The 17,615-nt window shown below is 46.4% G+C and carries 20 protein-coding genes and 1 riboswitch; of the genes, 11 read left to right on the plus strand and 9 right to left on the minus strand.

All coding sequences use genetic code 11. The features are described 5' to 3' along the window. Positions 1-17 precede the first annotated feature (17 nt). Positions 18-695 carry a GntR family transcriptional regulator gene (locus tag ATL39_RS01030; protein WP_245960888.1) on the minus strand — a complete coding sequence of 226 codons (678 nt, stop codon included), beginning with the start codon at positions 693-695 and terminating at the stop codon, positions 18-20. Positions 696-871: 176 nt separating this feature from the next. On the opposite strand from ATL39_RS01030, the gene ATL39_RS01035 reads away from it, so the two are divergent. The 4 genes from ATL39_RS01035 to ATL39_RS01050 all read left to right on the plus strand — a co-directional run bounded on the left by ATL39_RS01035 (position 872) and on the right by ATL39_RS01050 (position 6,077). Beyond that, positions 872-2,101: a hemolysin family protein gene (locus ATL39_RS01035; protein ID WP_120191426.1), complete on the plus strand. Its 1,230-nt coding sequence runs from the start codon at positions 872-874 to the stop codon at positions 2,099-2,101. A gap of 120 nt (positions 2,102-2,221) precedes the next feature. Then, a complete protein-coding gene (locus ATL39_RS01040) occupies positions 2,222-2,692 on the plus strand; it encodes a hypothetical protein (RefSeq protein ID WP_147419322.1) in 471 nt (156 codons plus the stop codon). A gap of 103 nt (positions 2,693-2,795) precedes the next feature. Then, a complete protein-coding gene (locus tag ATL39_RS01045) occupies positions 2,796-4,844 on the plus strand; it encodes a thioredoxin domain-containing protein (RefSeq protein ID WP_120191428.1) in 2,049 nt (682 codons plus the stop codon). A 24-nt stretch (positions 4,845-4,868) separates the two neighbouring features. Beyond that, on the plus strand, positions 4,869-6,077 hold the full coding sequence (locus tag ATL39_RS01050; RefSeq protein WP_120191429.1) for an MFS transporter: 1,209 nt from the start codon (positions 4,869-4,871) through the stop codon (positions 6,075-6,077). 41 nt (positions 6,078-6,118) lie between these two features. Here the strand turns inward: ATL39_RS01050 and ATL39_RS01055 are convergent, their stop codons facing one another. Continuing rightward, complete coding sequence (locus tag ATL39_RS01055; RefSeq protein ID WP_120191430.1) at positions 6,119-6,751, minus strand: LysE family transporter; 633 nt, start codon at positions 6,749-6,751, stop codon at positions 6,119-6,121. A 147-nt stretch (positions 6,752-6,898) separates the two neighbouring features. Between ATL39_RS01055 and ATL39_RS01060 the strand changes: the two genes are divergently transcribed. Next, entirely contained in the window at positions 6,899-7,555 is a 657-nt protein-coding gene (locus ATL39_RS01060; protein WP_120191431.1) for a GntR family transcriptional regulator, read from the plus strand. Here the strand turns inward: ATL39_RS01060 and ATL39_RS01065 are convergent. After that, entirely contained in the window at positions 7,540-8,130 is a 591-nt protein-coding gene (locus ATL39_RS01065) for a polysaccharide deacetylase family protein (protein ID WP_120191432.1), read from the minus strand. The two genes, ATL39_RS01060 and ATL39_RS01065, sit on opposite strands and share 16 nt — an antisense overlap. A 464-nt stretch (positions 8,131-8,594) precedes the next feature. Here ATL39_RS01065 and ATL39_RS01070 point away from each other — a divergent pair, with 464 nt between their 5' ends. Together ATL39_RS01070 and ATL39_RS01075 are read left to right on the plus strand one after the other, a co-directional pair. Next, the gene (locus ATL39_RS01070) at positions 8,595-9,329 is read left to right on the plus strand and encodes a ThuA domain-containing protein (RefSeq protein ID WP_120191433.1); all 735 of its coding nucleotides are present in this window, start codon (positions 8,595-8,597) and stop codon (positions 9,327-9,329) included. Positions 9,330-9,356: 27 nt separating this feature from the next. After that, positions 9,357-10,427, plus strand: coding sequence for a Gfo/Idh/MocA family protein (locus tag ATL39_RS01075; RefSeq protein WP_120191434.1), 1,071 nt, complete (start codon positions 9,357-9,359; stop codon positions 10,425-10,427). A 90-nt stretch (positions 10,428-10,517) separates the two neighbouring features. Here ATL39_RS01075 and ATL39_RS01080 read toward each other — a convergent pair whose 3' ends face one another. Further along, a complete protein-coding gene (locus ATL39_RS01080) occupies positions 10,518-11,183 on the minus strand; it encodes a potassium channel family protein (RefSeq protein ID WP_120191435.1) in 666 nt (221 codons plus the stop codon). Between the two features lie 33 nt (positions 11,184-11,216). Further along, positions 11,217-11,582, minus strand: a complete 366-nt coding sequence (locus tag ATL39_RS01085) for a YisL family protein (protein WP_170146797.1) — start codon at positions 11,580-11,582, stop codon at positions 11,217-11,219. 146 nt (positions 11,583-11,728) lie between these two features. Further along, positions 11,729-11,831: riboswitch (TPP riboswitch) on the plus strand. A gap of 119 nt (positions 11,832-11,950) precedes the next feature. On the opposite strand from ATL39_RS01085, the gene ATL39_RS01090 reads away from it, so the two are divergent. From ATL39_RS01090 to ATL39_RS01100, 3 genes are read left to right on the plus strand one after another with little or no spacing between them, the layout of a single operon-like run. Next, positions 11,951-12,745 carry an ABC transporter ATP-binding protein gene (locus ATL39_RS01090; RefSeq protein WP_120191437.1) on the plus strand — a complete coding sequence of 265 codons (795 nt, stop codon included), beginning with the start codon at positions 11,951-11,953 and terminating at the stop codon, positions 12,743-12,745. Next, a complete protein-coding gene (locus ATL39_RS01095) occupies positions 12,742-13,509 on the plus strand; it encodes an ABC transporter permease (protein WP_120191438.1) in 768 nt (255 codons plus the stop codon). The genes ATL39_RS01090 and ATL39_RS01095 overlap by 4 nt, the downstream gene beginning before the upstream one ends. Next, positions 13,506-14,525: an ABC transporter substrate-binding protein gene (locus ATL39_RS01100; RefSeq protein WP_120191439.1), complete on the plus strand. Its 1,020-nt coding sequence runs from the start codon at positions 13,506-13,508 to the stop codon at positions 14,523-14,525. Before ATL39_RS01095 ends, ATL39_RS01100 begins: the two co-directional genes overlap by 4 nt. A gap of 59 nt (positions 14,526-14,584) precedes the next feature. Here the strand turns inward: ATL39_RS01100 and ATL39_RS01105 are convergent, their stop codons facing one another. The 3 genes from ATL39_RS01105 to ATL39_RS01115 all read right to left on the minus strand — a co-directional run bounded on the left by ATL39_RS01105 (position 14,585) and on the right by ATL39_RS01115 (position 16,134). After that, the gene (locus ATL39_RS01105) at positions 14,585-15,082 is read right to left on the minus strand and encodes a hypothetical protein (protein ID WP_120191440.1); all 498 of its coding nucleotides are present in this window, start codon (positions 15,080-15,082) and stop codon (positions 14,585-14,587) included. Between the two features lie 221 nt (positions 15,083-15,303). Beyond that, the gene (locus tag ATL39_RS01110; RefSeq protein ID WP_120191441.1) at positions 15,304-15,549 is read right to left on the minus strand and encodes a helix-turn-helix domain-containing protein; all 246 of its coding nucleotides are present in this window, start codon (positions 15,547-15,549) and stop codon (positions 15,304-15,306) included. A gap of 15 nt (positions 15,550-15,564) precedes the next feature. Then, positions 15,565-16,134, minus strand: coding sequence for a sigma-70 RNA polymerase sigma factor region 4 domain-containing protein (locus ATL39_RS01115; protein ID WP_120191442.1), 570 nt, complete (start codon positions 16,132-16,134; stop codon positions 15,565-15,567). Between the two features lie 205 nt (positions 16,135-16,339). Here ATL39_RS01115 and ATL39_RS01120 point away from each other — a divergent pair, with 205 nt between their 5' ends. Then, on the plus strand, positions 16,340-16,672 hold the full coding sequence (locus tag ATL39_RS01120; RefSeq protein ID WP_120191443.1) for a SunI/YnzG family protein: 333 nt from the start codon (positions 16,340-16,342) through the stop codon (positions 16,670-16,672). A gap of 19 nt (positions 16,673-16,691) precedes the next feature. Here ATL39_RS01120 and ATL39_RS01125 read toward each other — a convergent pair whose 3' ends face one another. After that, positions 16,692-17,597: an EamA family transporter gene (locus ATL39_RS01125; protein ID WP_120191444.1), complete on the minus strand. Its 906-nt coding sequence runs from the start codon at positions 17,595-17,597 to the stop codon at positions 16,692-16,694. Positions 17,598-17,615: the final 18 nt, after the last annotated feature.

Here is a 17,615-nt window from a genome sequence, read left to right on the forward strand (position 1 = left end):
TACTTATTTCCTGTTTATTAAATAATTAGTGCTTTTGTCTGCAGCTGTTCTTTCAGATAGCTGAGATCGTGTTCGAGATGATCGATCATGGCTTTGGAGGCAGCTTCCTGATTTCCAGCCTTAATTTCCCGGTAAATGGCGGAATGTTCGGCTTCTATCGTCAGGGCTCTTTCTGTACCGGTGAAATTGTAGGTGCGGAACAAGTACATTAAAGAACGAAGTTCATCAATCTGTCTTTTGAGACGGTTGTTTCTGCTAAAGAGAATGATATGATTATGAAAGGATTCATTCAGCTTAATAATTTCCTGTGCGGGCGCTTCCCGATGGATAGCCTGCCTGGTCTCTTCAAGCACCAAACCTATTTGGGCGGTTTCATCTGTTTCTGCCGCGGTTATCATTAAGCGCACGGCAAACGATTCAAGTGCCTGTCTGCACTGGTAAATCTCTTCTACATCCTGAAACGTAGGCTGATAGACCATCACTTTCGCTTTTTCATCGGAAACGAGAAGTCCTTCCCGTTCTAGTACCCGAATAGCTTCTCGTATCGGACTTCGGCTCACCCCGAAGTCTTTGGCGAGCTGTGTTTCATTAATGCGCTCGCCGGGCGTAAGCGTGCCTTCTACGATCATCGCTTTAAGCGAATGATAAAACTGCTCGTAATAAGGAATGGGTTTTTGAATAATCGGTTGTTTCACGTGAAACCAGCTCCTTTCATTCCGATATGTATCCAACGTTCTTTTTTTTAAGTATAGCATGTTTAAAACAGGCAGGAATAAACAGGCTGTATTAAGGGTAATTATAATAAGTACCCATTTTACCACTACACAATACTAACGATTATGTCATTGTACATATCCAAGGAGGAACCCCAGTGATCATTGCGATCATCATCTTATTATTTGTATCTTTTTTCTTTTCCGGAAGTGAAACAGCACTGACGGCCACAAACAAAATGAAGCTTCAGACAAAAGCGGAAAATGGAGATAAAAAAGCAGGAAAGCTGCTTGATCTGCTGTCGCGCCCAAGTGAATTTATTACAACGATTTTAATTGGAAACAACATAGCGAATATTCTGCTGCCGACGCTGGTGACGGCGCTTGCGATTCAATACGGTGTAAGTATAGGTATTGCTTCGGCCATATTAACCGTAATTATTATTATCTTTTCCGAGGTAATTCCGAAGTCAATAGCGGCAACATTTGCGGATCGGATTTCGCCGGTCGTTTATCCAATTATCCGCTTTTTTGTTATTATCTTTAAGCCGGTTTCGCTCGTTCTAAACAAATTAACAGGCGCTATAACGAAAGTGTTGTCAAAAGGGCAGGCACAGGAAGCATCTGTCTCGAAGGAAGAATTCCGGACAATGGTCGATATTGCAGGATCTGAAGGGACATTCAATGAAGCGGAATCCCACCGTATAAAGGGTATGCTCGATTTTCACAACCTAAATGTAAAAGACGTTCTGAAAACGCCGCGCGTAGAAGTAGAGGCCCTGCCTCTTAGTGCTTCTTTTGAAGAAGTACGCGACGTCGTGATTGCAAAGCCGTATACGAGATATCCGGTGTACGATAATGATATTGATGATATTGTTTCTGTCTTTCATTCAAAATATTTAATATCCTGGGCAATGGAAGCAGAAAGGCCTCTTGAGGCTTTCAGCTCCGCGGATCCTTTAATTGTATACGAATTTCATAAAATTGAAGGAGTCTTCCGCCGCATGACGAAAGAAAAAAAGCATATGGCGATTGTGCTGGATGAATATGGCGGTACCGAAGGAATTCTGACGCATGAGGATATCATTGAAGCAATGATCGGTCTTGAAATTGAAGATGAAATGGACGTAGAAGAGGATGCGAGTATTGAAAAAGTGTCCAATACAGAAGTAGTCTGCGACGGAAAAGTTACGCTGCGCCGTCTGAATTCGGTGTTTAATACCAGGATTCCCGAAGAAGAGGATGTGCTCGCAGGCTATCTGCTCAAGGAGCATAACGGTTTTCCGGAACAGGGAGAAAAACTGAAGCTTGAAGAGCTGACCTTTGAAATACTGGAAACAAAAGGAAGAACCATCAGCAGAGTCCGCATAGAAAAAGAAGAAACATAAAAAAGAGCTGCCCAGCCGGGCGCTTTTTTTTGTGAGAAAATGTCCAGAAAACTTCTGCAGAAGATTTACAGCACAGGAGGATAATTGGTAGGGTAGAAAAGTATGAAAAAGGGGGAAATTATGAAATTAGTCTTATGGATTACAGGTGCCGCTCTGGCTGTTATTGGCGTTTCAGCCTATTTTTATTTTACGGCCCAGCAGGAACAGCAGGCGCAGACAGAACAGGAAGTAGAAAAAATTCAGGAAACGGTTGGAGAAAGCAACCAGGATATCGGAGAAGTGGTAAGCGAGTCCCATCAGTTTTATAACGGCACTACCGGCTACGGAGGGCTGCAGAATCTGGAAATGGAAAAACAGGTAGAGCAGGCAGAACAAAATATCGAGCAGGTAAACGAACTGGAGCCGGACAGCTCAAGTCTTGAGGAAGACCTTGAAGAAATAAAAACCTTGTCGGAGAATGTAGCTTCCAATAGAGAGATGGAAGAAGTTCGGATGCTCCACCGTCATTTTCATGATCTGGACATTGCATTAAATGATTATGACGGCAACACAAAAATATGGGGCGTTACCGAAACGCTGGATGCCGGGTAAAAGAACCCGAAGGAAAAAAACGACAAACTATGAGAAAATACAGAAGGCGCCGTTTGGGCGGCTTCTTTTTCGTCTATACTATGAAAGAAAGGACGTGTTTTGAATGAATAGACTGCAGTATGAAAAATCACCTTACTTACTTCAACATAAAGATAACCCTGTCGATTGGTTTCCGTGGGGAGAGGAAGCATTTGAGAAAGCCAGAAAGGAAAATAAGCCGGTGCTTGTATCGATCGGCTATTCGAGCTGCCATTGGTGCCACGTGATGGAAGAGGAGAGCTTTGCCGATGAAAAGACAGCCGCTTTGTTAAATGAGCGGATGGTAGCTGTAAAAGTGGATCGTGAGGAACGGCCCGATATTGATGCGTTGTACATGAAAGCCTGTCAGGCCATGACGGGCCGCGGCGGCTGGCCGCTTAACGTATTTCTCACGCCGGAGCAGAAGCCGTTTTACGCCGGTACGTATTTTCCGAAGCAGGGTATGCAGGGACTTCCCGGGATGACGGACGTTGTAACGCAGCTTTCGGATAAATACAACGAAGATCCGGATAAAATCGCTGAGGTGGGCAGCAAGATGGAAATGGTGCTGCAGCCGGGCGATGCTTCGAGCCAGATGGATATTGGACACGAGACGCTTGCTCAGGGGTATCAGCAGCTGTTTCACAGCTTTGACAAGCTGCACGGCGGGTTCGGCTCCGCGCCGAAGTTCCCGACGCCCCATACGATTTTATTCCTGCTTCGTTATTATCAGAATACAAATGAAGAAGAAGCGCTTCACATGGCCGTGCAGACGCTTGATCATATGGCGTCCGGGGGTATTTATGATCACATCGGCTTCGGTTTTTCCCGGTACTCCGTAGATGATAAGTGGCTTGTGCCCCATTTTGAGAAAATGGTCTATGACAATGCACTGCTGCTGATGGCCTACACGGAAGCCTATCAGATTACGAAAGAAAGGCGCTTCCGGGAAACGGCACTGAGCATACAAACCTATCTGCTTCGTGATATGCAGGATGGGCAGGGCGGTTTTTATTCCGGAGAAGATGCGGATTCGGAAGGTGTGGAAGGGAAATTCTACGTATGGACGCCTGAAGAAGTAAAGCAGGTGCTTGGAGAAGAGACTGGAGAACAGTACTGCGCGGTTTATGACATTACCGGGCAGGGCAATTTCGAAGGAAAAAGCATTCCAAATACGATAGATTCGTCGATATCAGAAGCGGCGCTTTCTTTTCGCATGGAAGACGAGGCATTCCGTGAAAAGCTGGAAGATGCCCGAAAGAAACTGTTTGAAGCCAGAAAAAAACGAACCGCCCCATTTAAAGATGATAAAATCCTCACCTCCTGGAATGGCCTTGTCATTGCTGCGCTTGCTAAAGCGGGCCGGGTGTTTAAAGAAGCAGGAGGCTTAATTGCTGCCAAACAGGCCTATTCTTTTATTGAAAAAGAATTGTACGCCGGCGAACGCCTGATGGTCCGGTGGCGTGAAGGCGAAGTGAAGCATAAAGGTTTTCTGGAGGATTATGCCAACATGCTGTGGGCCTCCATCGAAATGTATGAAAGCACGTTTGAACTGCATTATCTGGAGCAGGCCAAAGCTCTCGGACACGAAATGATCCGCTTGTTCTGGGATGAGGCGGAAGGTGGCTTTTTCTTCTACGGAAGCGACGCGGAATCCCTTCTGGTCCGTCCGAAAGAAACAAGCGACGGCGCGATGCCGTCGGGAAACAGTGTGGCTGCTTATCAGCTTCTCCGCCTGGGCCGGTTAACAGGAGATCCTGTATTTGAAAATACGGCAAAAGCCTGCGTTCAGGCGTTTTCCGGAAACCTCGCGCGGCATCCGCAGAGCCACATGTATTTTCTGCAGGTTCTTGGAGCGCTAGTGGTATCTTCCAAAGAAGTAGTGGTTCTGTCGAGCATGGAAGATGAAGAAACCAAATACATTGTAGATGCCCTGCAGGAAGATTTCCATCCCAACGTTACGTTTCTTGTAGCAGAGGAAGCAGAACAGTTTAAGCCGGCAGTTCGTTTCGTAAAAGGCTATAAAAAGCTGGAAAACAGCACGACAATTTATGTGTGTGAAAATTATTCCTGCCACACGCCGGTCACTTCGGCTGCCGAGGCGCTGAATTTGATAAACGAAACCATGGAATAAGTTCCGGTTGAAAGAAGGTACTGTATGAAAACGACCATTACGCTGCGCCACCACGTATTATTTTTAGCCAGTATTTTTTGTTTCTGGTTTGCTACGTATATTTATATTCCTACATTCAGCTTATATCTGGAGTACCAGGCGTTTCCCCTGGATACCATTGGCATTATCCTGGGAAGCTACGGGGTGACGCAGGTGCTGCTGCGGTTTCCGCTCGGCGTGTTATCCGACCGGCTTCAGTACCTGCGTAAAGCGTTGTATATAGCAGGCTTTGTATTTGCAATTGTAAGCGGGCTGATGCTGATTTATTTTGATTCCTTTTTCCCGATATTAATGGCCCGTCTGTTTGCCGGCGTGACTGCGGCAATGTGGGTGATGGCAACGATTATGTATGCCCAGTATTTTCGTCCAGATCAATCGTCAAGGGCGATGGGAACCGTGCAGTTTTTAACGGTAACGCCTCAATTTATCAGCATGGCTAGTGCCGGTTTTCTCGTGTCCCAGTTCGGCTGGTCGCTGCCATTCTGGATTGCGGTCGTGTTTTCTGTTCTCGGACTGGTACTTGCTCTGGCAGTTAAAGTGGTGCCGGTGGAAGCCGGAAGCGCTCCAAAAATGAATCTTTCGGAATATGTAACAGGCACGCTTAAAGTGAAATACCTGCTTCCGGTCACCACGGTTTCGATGCTGTGCCACGCAATAATGTTTATTACGATCTTTGGCTTCACGCCGTTGTACGCCAGTTCCCTGGGCGTCACGGAAAGGGAATTAATCTGGCTGATGACCGGCTTTTTTGTGCCGCATGCGGCAGCTTCGCTCGGTGTAGCCTTTGCTTCTATTTCACCGGAGCGGGAGCGGTTTTATTTTATCGGAGGGCTGGTACTGACTGTCGTTATGCTTGCCGCCGTGCCGCTGACTAATTCACTGCTCACCTTAAGCCTCGTACATGGAGTGATCGGATTGGCGCTTGGTGTTGTGCTGCCCCTGCTGCTTGCAAACATTGCCCGTCTGCCGGGAAATCAGCTGAAAAATTCCGTCATGGGCTTTTATCAGTCGTTTTATGCGCTTGGCATCTTCCTCGGTCCTCTTATTGGAGGAGCAGTAGCAGAAAATATCGGCCTGAACGCTGTGTTCGTGATGGGAAGTATTTTTGCCGCAGCAGCGCTTGGAGTTGTCTGGTTGTATTTTAAGGATAGAAAACCTGCTGTAAATAATATAAAAAAACCGGCCTCCTTTTGAAGGGGAGCCGGTTTTTTCATAGGCTTGACGAAACGGCGCTGCTAAAAAATAAGCTTGGCGCCGAATGCCATTAAAGCGAGACCTGTTGATTTCTGAAAAATCTGCTGGAAGCGTGGGCTGTTCAGCCAGCGCTGCACGTGATTGAGCACGAATACAAGCACGAGAAACCAGGTGACGGCGATAACGGTTAAGATCCCGCCGAGCACCATCAGCTGCTGGTTTACATTGCCGCTCATATCAACAAAAGGCGGCATAAAGGTGATATACACCACAACTGTTTTAGGGTTGAGGATGTTGCTCAGTACTCCCTGGAGATAGGACTCCCTGCAGCGTCCGTTTCTGCCTGCAGCGGCTGTCTCATCGGCGCTTTTCTGTACTTCTTTTAAAGAAAATGAGCTTTTTGTCATAAAGGAGCGGATCCCTAAATAAAACAAGTAGGCGGCGCCCAGGTATTTAATCGTTTCAAATAACACGGGAGACTGGGAAATGACGACGGAAAGGCCCAAAACCGCTATAACGGTCCAGAACGTTAGTCCGGTTGCCATGCCAAGTATCGTAAACCGCCCGGCTTTTGCGCCGTGCGAGAGCGTATTTTTCATAATAAGTACGGTGTCTGCTCCGGGAAGCATTGACATCATGGCGGCCATTAAAATATAAGCCGGTAAGTTTTCCATAGCGGACATCTCCTAACAATATACATATGCAATATATTACATATTATAATATACCATATATAGGAAGGAAAAGCACGTTGTGGCGTTGGTATTTTTTTTGCTTTATACTTTAACTAAACGAGTATGAAGCGAAAGGTGATATGCACTGTGCCGATTCCATCCGATCTACCTATACCGGAACGAAAATCCGCAAAAGACCGGGCGTATCTGCAAATTCAAAAATGGATTATTGACGGAACGCTCCAGCCTGAAGAAAAAATTAACGACTCTGAACTGGCGGAGGCTCTTGGAGTGAGCAGGACACCTATAAGAGAGGCGCTGCAGCTGCTGAACGAAGATGGGTTCGTAGCAATGAAGCCGGGAGTTGTTACGCAGGTAACACAGGTGAAGCCCGAAGATGCTGTATTAATATTTCCACCACTCGCTGCCCTGCAGGCACTGGCAGCGGAAATAGCAGCAAAGAATATGGAAGAGCCAATGATAGAAGAGCTGCGAAACGTAAATGAGCAGTTCACAGAAGCAATTCAGGACGGCGACTACAGGGCTGCGCTGAAATGGGACGAGAAATTTCATGATATTATCGTAGACAGCATTCGTAATCCGTATATTTCAAAAACAACCCTTTCCCTGCAATCGCACGTCAGGCGGCTGTTCTATCATGATTCAATTATCCTGACAGAGGAATCAATTGAAGAACATGATCAGATTATTTACGCGATGGAAAAACGGGATCCGGAAACGGCGGCTGAAGTGACCCGCACTAACTTTTTCCGTCCGATTGACCATGATTACCCGCTTCGCTGAGAAGGCAGGGCCAGGCACGTATATCCTTCTTTATGAATCAGGTCAATTAGTTCGGGCAGAATCGATACCGTCTGCTGAAGTTCATGAAGCAGCACAATCGATCCCGGCTGGATAGTGTCCATAACGTTGGAAAGAATAGCCTCCGGGCTCTTTTTTTCTTTCCAGTCAAACGAAGCAGTATCCCACATAACGAGTTCCAAACCGAGCTCGTTTACGACACGAACCGTTTCTTCATTATAGCGTCCGTAGGGCGGCCGGAAATATTCTACAGGCGCTGGACTGATGCTTTTGATAGAGTCAAGGCTGCTTTGTATTTCATGCTTTTGTTTATCAAAGGAGAGCGACGTAAGGTTGGGATGGCGGTGAGTGTGGGAGCCAAGCGTATGCCCCTCCTCAATCACCCGCCGTGCAGGCCGCTGCGGATGAACCAGCCGGCCCTGCCAGAAGAAAGCCGCCTTTGCCTGTTTGTCTTTTAATATATCCAAAATTTGATGAGTAGTGCGACTCGGCCCATCGTCAAAGGTTAAAAAAACAGCCTTTTTTTCAGCGGGGGCAAGAGACGCTGCATTAGTCAACGCATGATCGGTATTGAAGCTGGACCCAGCTCCTTTTTTTGCAATTCAAGGTGACTGCCTCATGCTGATTCCTCCTCTTTTTTCATCTTATATTAGTATAGAGGAAAGGATTCCCTCCGCCTACTTTTCTGCTTAATGGAATTACTGCTTGCATTATTTGGAAACGCTTACTATAATGAAGCTGAGAAATCGAAACGTTTCGGATTGCTCCGCAGTAAGTTTTACATAACGCCAGCGTGAAGAAGATAAGAAAATAATATATTCTTTCTGTTATGATTTAATTTTTAAAATGATGGGTATTCTCATCATTTCATTTTTTTTCTGCAGAATCCGCACTAATAGAGCTTTTCACTGCAGTAATTCATTCTTTTTATTCGAAAAGGATATATTTTCATAGAAAACGTCCGAGCAACAAAAGGTTAATTTATTACTAAAATATATTATAATTGATATAGGAGGCCTTTATGAAAATTGTAGTATGGAACGAAAACAGGCACGAGAAAGAGAACGAAGTGGTTTCTTCGATTTATCCGGAAGGAATTCACGGAGCTATTCAAGGCTTCCTGGAAAAAGAGGGGCTTGATGTTAGCACAGCTACATTGGATGAACCGGAACATGGGTTAACAGAGGAGGTTCTAAATCATACGGATGTTCTCGTCTGGTGGGGTCATCAGGCTCATGATGAAGTGACCGAAGAGGTCGCAGAACGGGTAAAAGAGCGGGTGTTGGAAGGAATGGGACTGGTAGTACTTCACTCCGCTCATTTCTCGAAAGTGTTTAAAAAGCTCATGGGTACTTCCTGTGACCTGAAATGGAGAGAAGCGGATGAAAAGGAACGTCTTTGGGTCGTCAATCCTACACATCCCATTACGGAAGGCATAGGGGAATTTATTGAGCTGGAGAAAGAAGAAATGTACGGGGAGCATTTTGACATTCCTGTACCGGAGGAATTGTTGTTTGTCAGCTGGTTCGAAGGTGGGGAAGTATTCAGGAGCGGTGCCACTTTTCAGCGTGGCCGGGGGAAGATCTTTTATTTCCGGCCGGGACATGAAACATATCCAACGTATTACCATACAGACATTCAGCGCGTAATAAGTAATGGCATACACTGGGCAGCAGGACTGGCTACACCAAAGCCGGTTTACGGAAATGCCCAGCCGCTTGAGCCTATTGCAGGCAAAACAGCTGCCGGACGCTGATGGCCACACTAGAGGGGGTAAATAGTAATGGACAAGCTGAAAATCGGCATCATTGGATCAGGTGGAATAGCGCAGTCAAGGCACATTCCTACTTTTCAACAGCTTGAAGAAAAAGTATCGATTGAAGGGGTATATGATATCAATCAGGACCGGGCTCAGGAAGTAGCGGCATCTTTCTCTATCGCCCGGGTCTACCACAATATTGAAAGAATGCTTGAAGAGGTGGATGCAGTCATTATCTGCACACCTAATAAATTTCATGCAGATATTGCCGTACAGGCGTTGAACAGAGGTATTCATGTGCTCTGCGAAAAGCCGATGGCTATTACGACCGAAGAATGCAGCCGTATGATAGAAGCGGCTGAAAAAACAGATTCGGTTCTGGCCGTTGCCTTTCACTATCGTTTTGGACCGGAAGCCCAGATCGCCAAACAAATGATGGAAAATCATGAAATCGGCGACCCGCTTGTTTGTCGTTTCCAGGCACTCCGCCGTCGTAAGGTACCGGGCTGGGGCGTATTTACAAACAAAGAACTACAGGGTGGAGGAAGCCTGATTGACTACGGCTGCCATCTGCTTGATCTGTCCTTGTGGCTGCTTGGAGATCCGGAGCCGCTTGAGGTTATGGCAAAAACGTATGACCGTTTAAGCAAAGCGCCGAATCTTACGAACGAATGGGGCCAGTTTGATCACACTACCTTTAACGTGGAGGATCACGTGACCGGGTATATCACATTTGAAAATGATATTACGCTGCAGCTGGAATGTTCCTGGGCAGCCAATATAAAAGAAGATACGGAACAGCTCAGCATTTCCGGCGTGGAAGGCGGGTTTCAGCTATTTCCATTTGAGCTGTATCAAGCGAAGTACGGCACCCTTTTGAACAGCACCGCCCAGATTAATAAAATTGATAATATTGAGCCATACTATCAGGCGAACAACTTTGTAGATGCCTGTACAGGTGAAGCGGAACTTATCGTTAAACCGGAGCAGGCTATGAAGGTAACCAAAATAGTCGAAGCTCTTTATAGAAGCAGTGAATCAGGACAAAGCGTCCGATTTGAAGAAAATCCAACCAGTTTTGAAGAATCTTATTAAAAAAACCAAGCCTCCGGGCTTGGTTTTTTTAGGCTGTTGAAAAAGACAAAAAATACGTCCTTTTTATCTTTTTAGGTAGAAACAGTCAGCTTATAAACCTTCGTTTTCAAAGCGGCGGATTTCATCTTTATGGCCCAGTACAATCAGCATGTCGCCCTGCTCAATCGTATCGTTGGGACGAGGGGACACGTTAACGTCCTCATTTCGTTTAATAGCAAGGATGGTAACTCCGTATGTGGCGCGGATATTGGAGTCAATCAGCGTTTTACGGTGCAGTTTTTTTGTGGCATATACTTCTACAATAGTGTAGTCGTTGCTTAAGTCGATAAAATCAATAACTTTTTCGGAAGTCATATTGTGGGCTACGCGTATTCCCATATCAAATTCCGGATGGACTACGCGGTCGGCACCGATTTTATCAAGCACTTTCTGGTGGTATTTATTCTGGGCTTTGGCCCACACAATCGGCACATTCATGTCTTTTAATACGAGCGTGGTGAGCACACTTGCCTGAATATGATCGCCGATCGCGACAACAACATGGTCAAAGTTGCCAAGCCCCAGCGACTTTAAGGCTTTTTCATCCGTAGAGTCAATGCAGGCTGTCTGGGTGGCAAAGGTAACATACTCATCCACCTTTTCTTCATCCTGGTCAATGGCGAGAACTTCGTAGCCCAAATGATAGAGTTCACGGCAGATGCTGCCTCCGAATCGGCCCAGGCCGATAACGGCAAATTGTTTTTTATTTTTTGGCATGGAAAAGCGCTCCTTTAGATGTCCATTTTTTTCCTACAGCAGAGAGATACCCTGAGGCAGTGTTAATCCGAGAATAACAGTAAATAATACAAATCCTATCATAAACCGGGTAAACAGCCGGTGTCTGGTGTTTTTAAACAGCTGAACTAAGTAGACTTCGATTAAACCGACGCTGATAAAGCCGCAGGCAATTTTTAACAGCCCGCCTAGATAAACAGGACGAAGTCCCAGCACAAGCCCGCCGGTGAAAATGGCTGGAAGGTACATAAATCGCAGCACGTAGTGAAGAAGAACTGCTGTGCGCTTCATATTGGTCTGGTGAAATAAGAAAACAGCACCTGCCAGCAGAAGGACGGCAGCAATAACAATAAGGTGTATAGTAAGTATTGTATCGGTCATAAAGCCTCTCCCAGCTAATGTAGACGTTTTCTTAATCATATCACGTGTGCTGAATTTACAGGAGCAGAGATTTTTCTTTAAATAAAACTCCCGGTACAATCTGCTTTTAATGTATGCTATCTTTAAGAAGACAGATAATTTCATACCACAAGCACTAGGGGTGCTGAAAAGCTGAGAGGGATGTTATTCATCCTAACCCTGGAACCTGATCTGGATAACACCAGCGGAGGGAAGTGCGGAAGGTTCACCTGAAGAAACAGCCGATCGAGCTGTTTTTATTGATAGAACTGATTTTTCCGCCGCTCCCCTGCTGGAGCGGCTTTTTTGTGTTTGAATTACGGGATTGTGGTGGGGCAGGGAGGCAGAAAATGAATAAACGGTATAGACCTGAACATCAGGAGACAGCACTGGAATTTCGAGATGTGACCTACACACATAAAGGCAGTCAGAGCGCTATTTTTCAACATGTACAGGCAGAGGTGAAGCAAGGTGAATTTGTCAGCCTGCTTGGGCCGAGCGGGTCGGGAAAGTCCACGTTCTTCCGGCTGGCAGCTGGATTAAGTCATCCTGATCAGGGCACGGTTTTTCTGCATGGTTCCGTACCTGAAACGAGGCTCGGGCGTGTCGGCTATATGCCGCAGCAGGATCTTCTGCTGCCCTGGCGGACTATTTTGGAAAATGGCATGCTTCCCCTGGAAATAAACGGGGTCCCCAAAAAAGAAGCGGCGCATAACGTGTCCGCCCATTTGAAAGCGTTCGGCCTGGACGGGGTGGAAAACCAATACCCGCATGAACTGTCCGGCGGAATGAGACAAAGAGTGTCTTTTCTCCGGGCGGTAGTAGGAGGCAGTGACATTCTAATGCTGGATGAGCCATTCAGCGCGCTTGATTCTATTACCCGTTTCATGATGCAGGAATGGCTGCTCGAGCAGTGGCAGATGGCTGGACAGACGCTGATTTTCATTACCCATGATATAGAGGAAGCGCTGTTTCTATCGGACCGTATTTTATTGTTTACGCAGCCGCCGATAGAGGGCCGTTTTACAGAGATTACGGTGCCGCTGCCAAGGCCGAGAAAAGAAAATGCCCGTGACCATCCGGAGCTGTTGAAGCTGAAGCGGGAACTTATTAATAGGATGCGCGGAGAGGGCGGGATAATATGAATCGCTGGAAAAGCGCAGGCACCTCCTATGCCGGTGCGGCTCTGCTGGCAGCTGCATTTTTTATCATTTGGGAAGCAGGGGCGCGCTGGTACGATACGCCTTATATTCTTCCGGCGCCGTCTGCGGTGCTGCAGAGACTGTGGGAACTTGCCGATATTCTGTTTCTGGTGCACCTGCCGGCGACTCTTCTCGTTATCGTAACCGGCCTCGCCGTTTCTATCGTTTGCGGAGTCGGTATTGCCGTTCTTATGAGCCGGAGCCGGGCGGTGGAAAAAAGTGTGTTTCCTTTGTTAATTACGTCACAGACCATTCCTATCATTGCACTGGCACCGATTTTCGTTTTGTGGTTCGGCTATTCCATGTGGAGCAAAGTCGCCGTCACGGTGCTGATTACCTTTTTTCCAATTACGGTTGGGGCGTTCGACGGCCTCCGCGCAGCCAGCAAAGATATGGAGGACCTGCTTCGTACTATGGGGGCCGGCAGCTGGCAGATTTTTAGAAAAGTTCAGGTTCCCATGGCTCTACCTTCTTTTTATTCCGGGTTAAAGGTAGCAGTAACGCTCAGCGTGATAGGAGCCGCAATCGGCGAATGGCTGGGGGCGGATGCGGGCCTCGGTTATTTCAGCCGCAGAATGATGACACAAATGGACGCGGCGGGTGTATTTGCCCCAATTGTTTTGTTGTCTTTATTAGGCATCGGCCTGTTTTTGGGAGTAAAAGCGATCGAATATGCGACAACAAAAAGAGGAGGAAGAAGATCATGAAAAAGATTAACACATGGTTTAAACGAGCGGGTATGCTGACTGCGGGGGTTTTGGTGCTGGCAGGCTGTGGAAATGAAAGCGGCGGGGACCAGCAGACAGAAAACAACGAGCTGCAGGAAGTCGATATTATGCTGGACTGGTATCCAAATGCGGTTCACAGCTACTTATACACGGCTCAGGAAAAGGGGTATTTTGAAGAAGAAGGGCTGGATGTAAATATTATGTTTCCTACCAATCCAACCGATCCTCTTAACCTGGCGGCAGCAGGAGAAGTAGATCTTGGCATCACGTATCAGCCGGACGTCATTACGGCACGTACCGAAGGGATTCCGGTCGTGAGCGTAGCGGCTATTGTGAGGTCTCCACTTAATCACGTCGTATACAAAGCAGATTCCGACATAGAACGGCCGCGGGATTTAGAGGGCCGTACAGTAGGCTATCCCGGCATTCCGGTCAATGAGCCGATCGTAGAAACCATGGTAGAAGCCGACGGCGGCCAGTTTGACGAGGTTGATCTGGTGGATATCGGCTTTGAGCTGCAGTCTTCTCTCGTCAGCGGCCGGGCGGATGCGGTAAGCGGGGCATATATTAATCACGAAGTGCCGGTACTCGAGCACGCAGGCACTGCTGTGGAATACTTTGATCCGGTGGATTACGGCGTTCCGCCATTTTACGAGCTGGTCCTTGTAACGAATGAAGAAACGCTGGAAGAAGACGAAGCGAAAATTAATGCCTTTTGGAGCGCTGCAGAAAAAGGATATACGTATATGAAAGACCATCCGGAAGAAAGCCTGGATATTTTATTTGAAAACGAAGATCAGGAAAACTTCCCGCTTGAACAGGCAGTAGAAGAAGAAAGCCTGGATATTCTAATGGGGAAGATGGAAACAGAGGAAGAAGCCTTTGGAACCCAGAGCCGGGAATCATGGGAGGAGACTATCAGCTGGCTCGAAGAAATGGACTACATTTCCGAAACACCTGATGCAGAAGAAATATTTGTAAACACCGCAGAATAAAAAAGCTTCCGGCTGTCAAAGAGACAGCCGGAAGTCTTTTAATAGGGGCAGGGATCATTCTACATAATAAGGTAGTCCAGGTTAATGTTAATAGTCTCTTCGAGCTGATCAATGCCGTATTGGTCTTCTACGGAGCCACTGTAAATAAGCTGAATGGAAGCAGCGTTATCGGGAAGCTCCACTTTATAATAGTTGGCATTCATCGTTTTCTGGCCCGGCTTTAATGTTTCTTCATCCGCAGGAGAGGCTCCGCGCTTTTCTTCCATCGAGACAGCCTTATCAAGATGATTGCCGTCCTCGTCCAGAACGCGGATCTCTACAAATTGATCATCGTGAAAACAGGTGATTTCCTCGCTGTTCGGATTTTCAATATATGGATGGATATAGACAATAGATTCTTCGGGATTTGTGTATTTCACGCCAACTTCTACACGTTCGGTCAATTGCTGATACTGATGGCTGAAGGTGGGGGTGACAAAATAATATGCCGTCCATCCAAGTGTAAGAATAATTACAAATGGAATACCCCACTTCATCCATGAAAAACGATTATTCACTATAAGCCCCCTTCAATTACGACCCGTCTATATCTAATGTTTATAAAATGTCAGGTTTGTTGTCATTTATTAGTATATGACAGGCAGGTACCTAATTAGAAGGGGATTTGCAAAGCGTTATATAGTCTTAAAGACCCTGTCATCATATTGAAATGTAAGGCGCATAATAGGTCCTATTCCGTATGAAAAGGGAAATAATGATAAAAATCCCGCTTATTTGATTATTCTGTGTTTTGTTCAATGGTATTCACAAACTCGAAAAACCCGGGCGTCTGCTCTGATTCGAAGTGGTGGACACATTCCATGCATTTTAAACGAAGATCCTGACGCAGATCTTCCCGGTTCTGGGGCTTCGTCTGCGAAAGTGATTTTTGTATAAAGGGCTCGAATTTCTGCAGGAAGTCATACATCGCCTCCCGGTCCTGCTGTTTAGCCTTTTCTGCTAATGTATATAGGGATGCTGTCATGTTATCTCGCTCCTTCTAATGGATTGAAGCTGTAATATAAGCGTAAAGTTTCGAAAGACCCTGGCGCCTGGAGCGGTAAACAGCCTGAGGCGTTACGTTGGTCAGAAAGGAAAGGTCAATATCCCTCATTTGTTCTGCATAGCTTTTCTGCAGAATCCACTGCTGGTGCGGCGTTAATGACTGATAGGCTGCATATAAGGTTCTGCTTTCGAGTTCTTCTGCAAGAAAACGTGAGTGCTGCGGAGGTTCCCATACCGGTTCTTCCCACGTATCACTATCTACAATCAACGGATGCACAGCTTCTCTCTTCCGCTGCTTTTTATCAAATTGTACCGCGTGCCAGTGAAGCGATTTTAAAATATAGGCTGTTAATTTCTTTTCCTCCCGAAATTGTATAAATGCTTGATTAAGTGCTTCCCCGGAAGTTTCTTCTGTCTGGCACACCGCTGCTGTAAAAAGACTGCAGTGATGAGGATCGGCAAGAAACTGTCGGAGAACGGGAGAAGAGAGCGCCTGTTTATGAGTGTGAATATAACAATCAAGCTGAGGGCACTTTCCCAGAAGATGTGATAAATAATAAGCCATGATGTTCCCTCCTTTCTGATAATGCATGCAAATTCAGGGTGATTGTTAAGCTTCTATATGAACAAAAGGTAAATATAGTGAAAAAAACAAACCATTTTACGAACGTTTGTTCTTATTTTATAGGCGGAAGAAAAGAATTGCAAAGTGTATTCAATATTTTGTTAGAATAGACCCTGGCAGGAAAACCAGAAAAGAGGGAATGTACATGAAAATGGCTGCAGGTATTCTACTGCTGCTGGTTATAGCAGTGGTATACGTATATTTTGTCCGCACACGTTCCAAAATTAACGGAAATACTTTATATATAAAGCACTCCCTGCAGACGCTTACGCTTCCGATCGATCAGATGAAGCAGATAGAAGTGTCGCAGGGTCCGTCGGCTTTGGAGCATGATGAAGCAAACCGCGTCGGTTCGCCCTATGCAGAAAAAAAGAGGCTGATTATTATAATGGAAGACAACACGATGCATGTAATTGCATTAAAAAAAGCCGTTCAGACGGCGGAAATACTGCGCAGAAAAAGCCAGCTCTCCTCATAAAAGGGAAAGCTGGCTTTTTTCACAGGCTGTCTGCGGGGAGCACTGTGTTTGTTTTTTTGGTTTCTGCGACGAGCAGGACAGAGGACAGCACGAGCAGTACCCCGAGCGTCTGCCATCCGTCGAGCCGGTCACCAAATACGGCAACGCCGATAATAATGGCTACGACCGGTTCTACTGTAGAAAGAATGGAAGCCCGGCTGGATTCAATATGCGTAAGGCCGAGAGTGTAAAGAATATAGGCAAGCACCGTCGGGACAATCGCAAGGCCGAAAGCAAACAACAGCACCTGGGGCTGGAACAGCAGGCTGCTTTTAGCTGCCAGTCCCCCGGCAGGAATCATCAGGAGGCTGGCGCAGATAAATGAATAGGCGGTAATGGTGATGGAATGATACGTCCGGCTCACATATTTTCCGAAAATACTGTAAAGCGCATAGAAAAATCCAGACGCAACGCCGGCCGCGATCGCAAGAGTGGTCACCGTCGTCTGAAAGCCCGGCAGCAGGCCGACGGCAAAGGCACACCCGGTGATGGTAAAGCCCAGGGCCAGCAGTTTTCTCGGTGTAAGCCATTCTTTAAACAAAAGCCTCGATAAAACCGTAACAAATAGAGGACCGGTGTATAAAAGCACGACGGCAAGCGACAACGAAGCTTCCTGAATCACTAAAAAATAACAGTAGTTAAAAAATACAATACTTACAATTCCGGTTCCCATAAAAAAGGGAAGATCTTTCATTTTAATTTTCAAATAACCGGGAAACTTCACGGCAAGAATAAAAACAATGAATACAGCTGAAAAAACAGCCCGGATGGCCACGGTTTCCCATGGAGTAAAGCCTGCCTGATACAAGTATTCAACGAAAAGGCCGATGGTCCCCCAAAGGGAAGCGCCTAAAAGAGTTAAAAGATAAGCTTTGCTGCGGGTCATAGAGGCACCACCTGTTTA

This window comes from Sinobaca qinghaiensis (assembly GCF_003610495.1).
Taxonomy (GTDB): Bacteria; Bacillota; Bacilli; order Bacillales; family Marinococcaceae; genus Sinobaca; species Sinobaca qinghaiensis.

What these genes read in the sequence shown, in the direction of transcription:
- ATL39_RS01040 (WP_147419322.1), top strand. Translation starts at nt 2,222, where the DNA reads ATGAAATTAGTCTTATGGATTACAGGTGCCGCTCTGGCTGTTATTGGC.
- ATL39_RS01045 (WP_120191428.1), top strand. Translation starts at nt 2,796, where the DNA reads ATGAATAGACTGCAGTATGAAAAATCACCTTACTTACTTCAACATAAA.
- ATL39_RS01050 (WP_120191429.1), top strand. Translation starts at nt 4,869, where the DNA reads ATGAAAACGACCATTACGCTGCGCCACCACGTATTATTTTTAGCCAGT.
- ATL39_RS01055 (WP_120191430.1), bottom strand. Translation starts at nt 6,751, where the DNA reads ATGGAAAACTTACCGGCTTATATTTTAATGGCCGCCATGATGTCAATG.
- ATL39_RS01070 (WP_120191433.1), top strand. Translation starts at nt 8,595, where the DNA reads ATGAAAATTGTAGTATGGAACGAAAACAGGCACGAGAAAGAGAACGAA.
- ATL39_RS01075 (WP_120191434.1), top strand. Translation starts at nt 9,357, where the DNA reads ATGGACAAGCTGAAAATCGGCATCATTGGATCAGGTGGAATAGCGCAG.
- ATL39_RS01080 (WP_120191435.1), bottom strand. Translation starts at nt 11,183, where the DNA reads ATGCCAAAAAATAAAAAACAATTTGCCGTTATCGGCCTGGGCCGATTC.
- ATL39_RS01085 (WP_170146797.1), bottom strand. Translation starts at nt 11,582, where the DNA reads ATGACCGATACAATACTTACTATACACCTTATTGTTATTGCTGCCGTC.
- ATL39_RS01090 (WP_120191437.1), top strand. Translation starts at nt 11,951, where the DNA reads ATGAATAAACGGTATAGACCTGAACATCAGGAGACAGCACTGGAATTT.
- ATL39_RS01095 (WP_120191438.1), top strand. Translation starts at nt 12,742, where the DNA reads ATGAATCGCTGGAAAAGCGCAGGCACCTCCTATGCCGGTGCGGCTCTG.
- ATL39_RS01100 (WP_120191439.1), top strand. Translation starts at nt 13,506, where the DNA reads ATGAAAAAGATTAACACATGGTTTAAACGAGCGGGTATGCTGACTGCG.
- ATL39_RS01110 (WP_120191441.1), bottom strand. Translation starts at nt 15,549, where the DNA reads ATGACAGCATCCCTATATACATTAGCAGAAAAGGCTAAACAGCAGGAC.
- ATL39_RS01115 (WP_120191442.1), bottom strand. Translation starts at nt 16,134, where the DNA reads ATGGCTTATTATTTATCACATCTTCTGGGAAAGTGCCCTCAGCTTGAT.
- ATL39_RS01120 (WP_120191443.1), top strand. Translation starts at nt 16,340, where the DNA reads ATGAAAATGGCTGCAGGTATTCTACTGCTGCTGGTTATAGCAGTGGTA.
- ATL39_RS01125 (WP_120191444.1), bottom strand. Translation starts at nt 17,597, where the DNA reads ATGACCCGCAGCAAAGCTTATCTTTTAACTCTTTTAGGCGCTTCCCTT.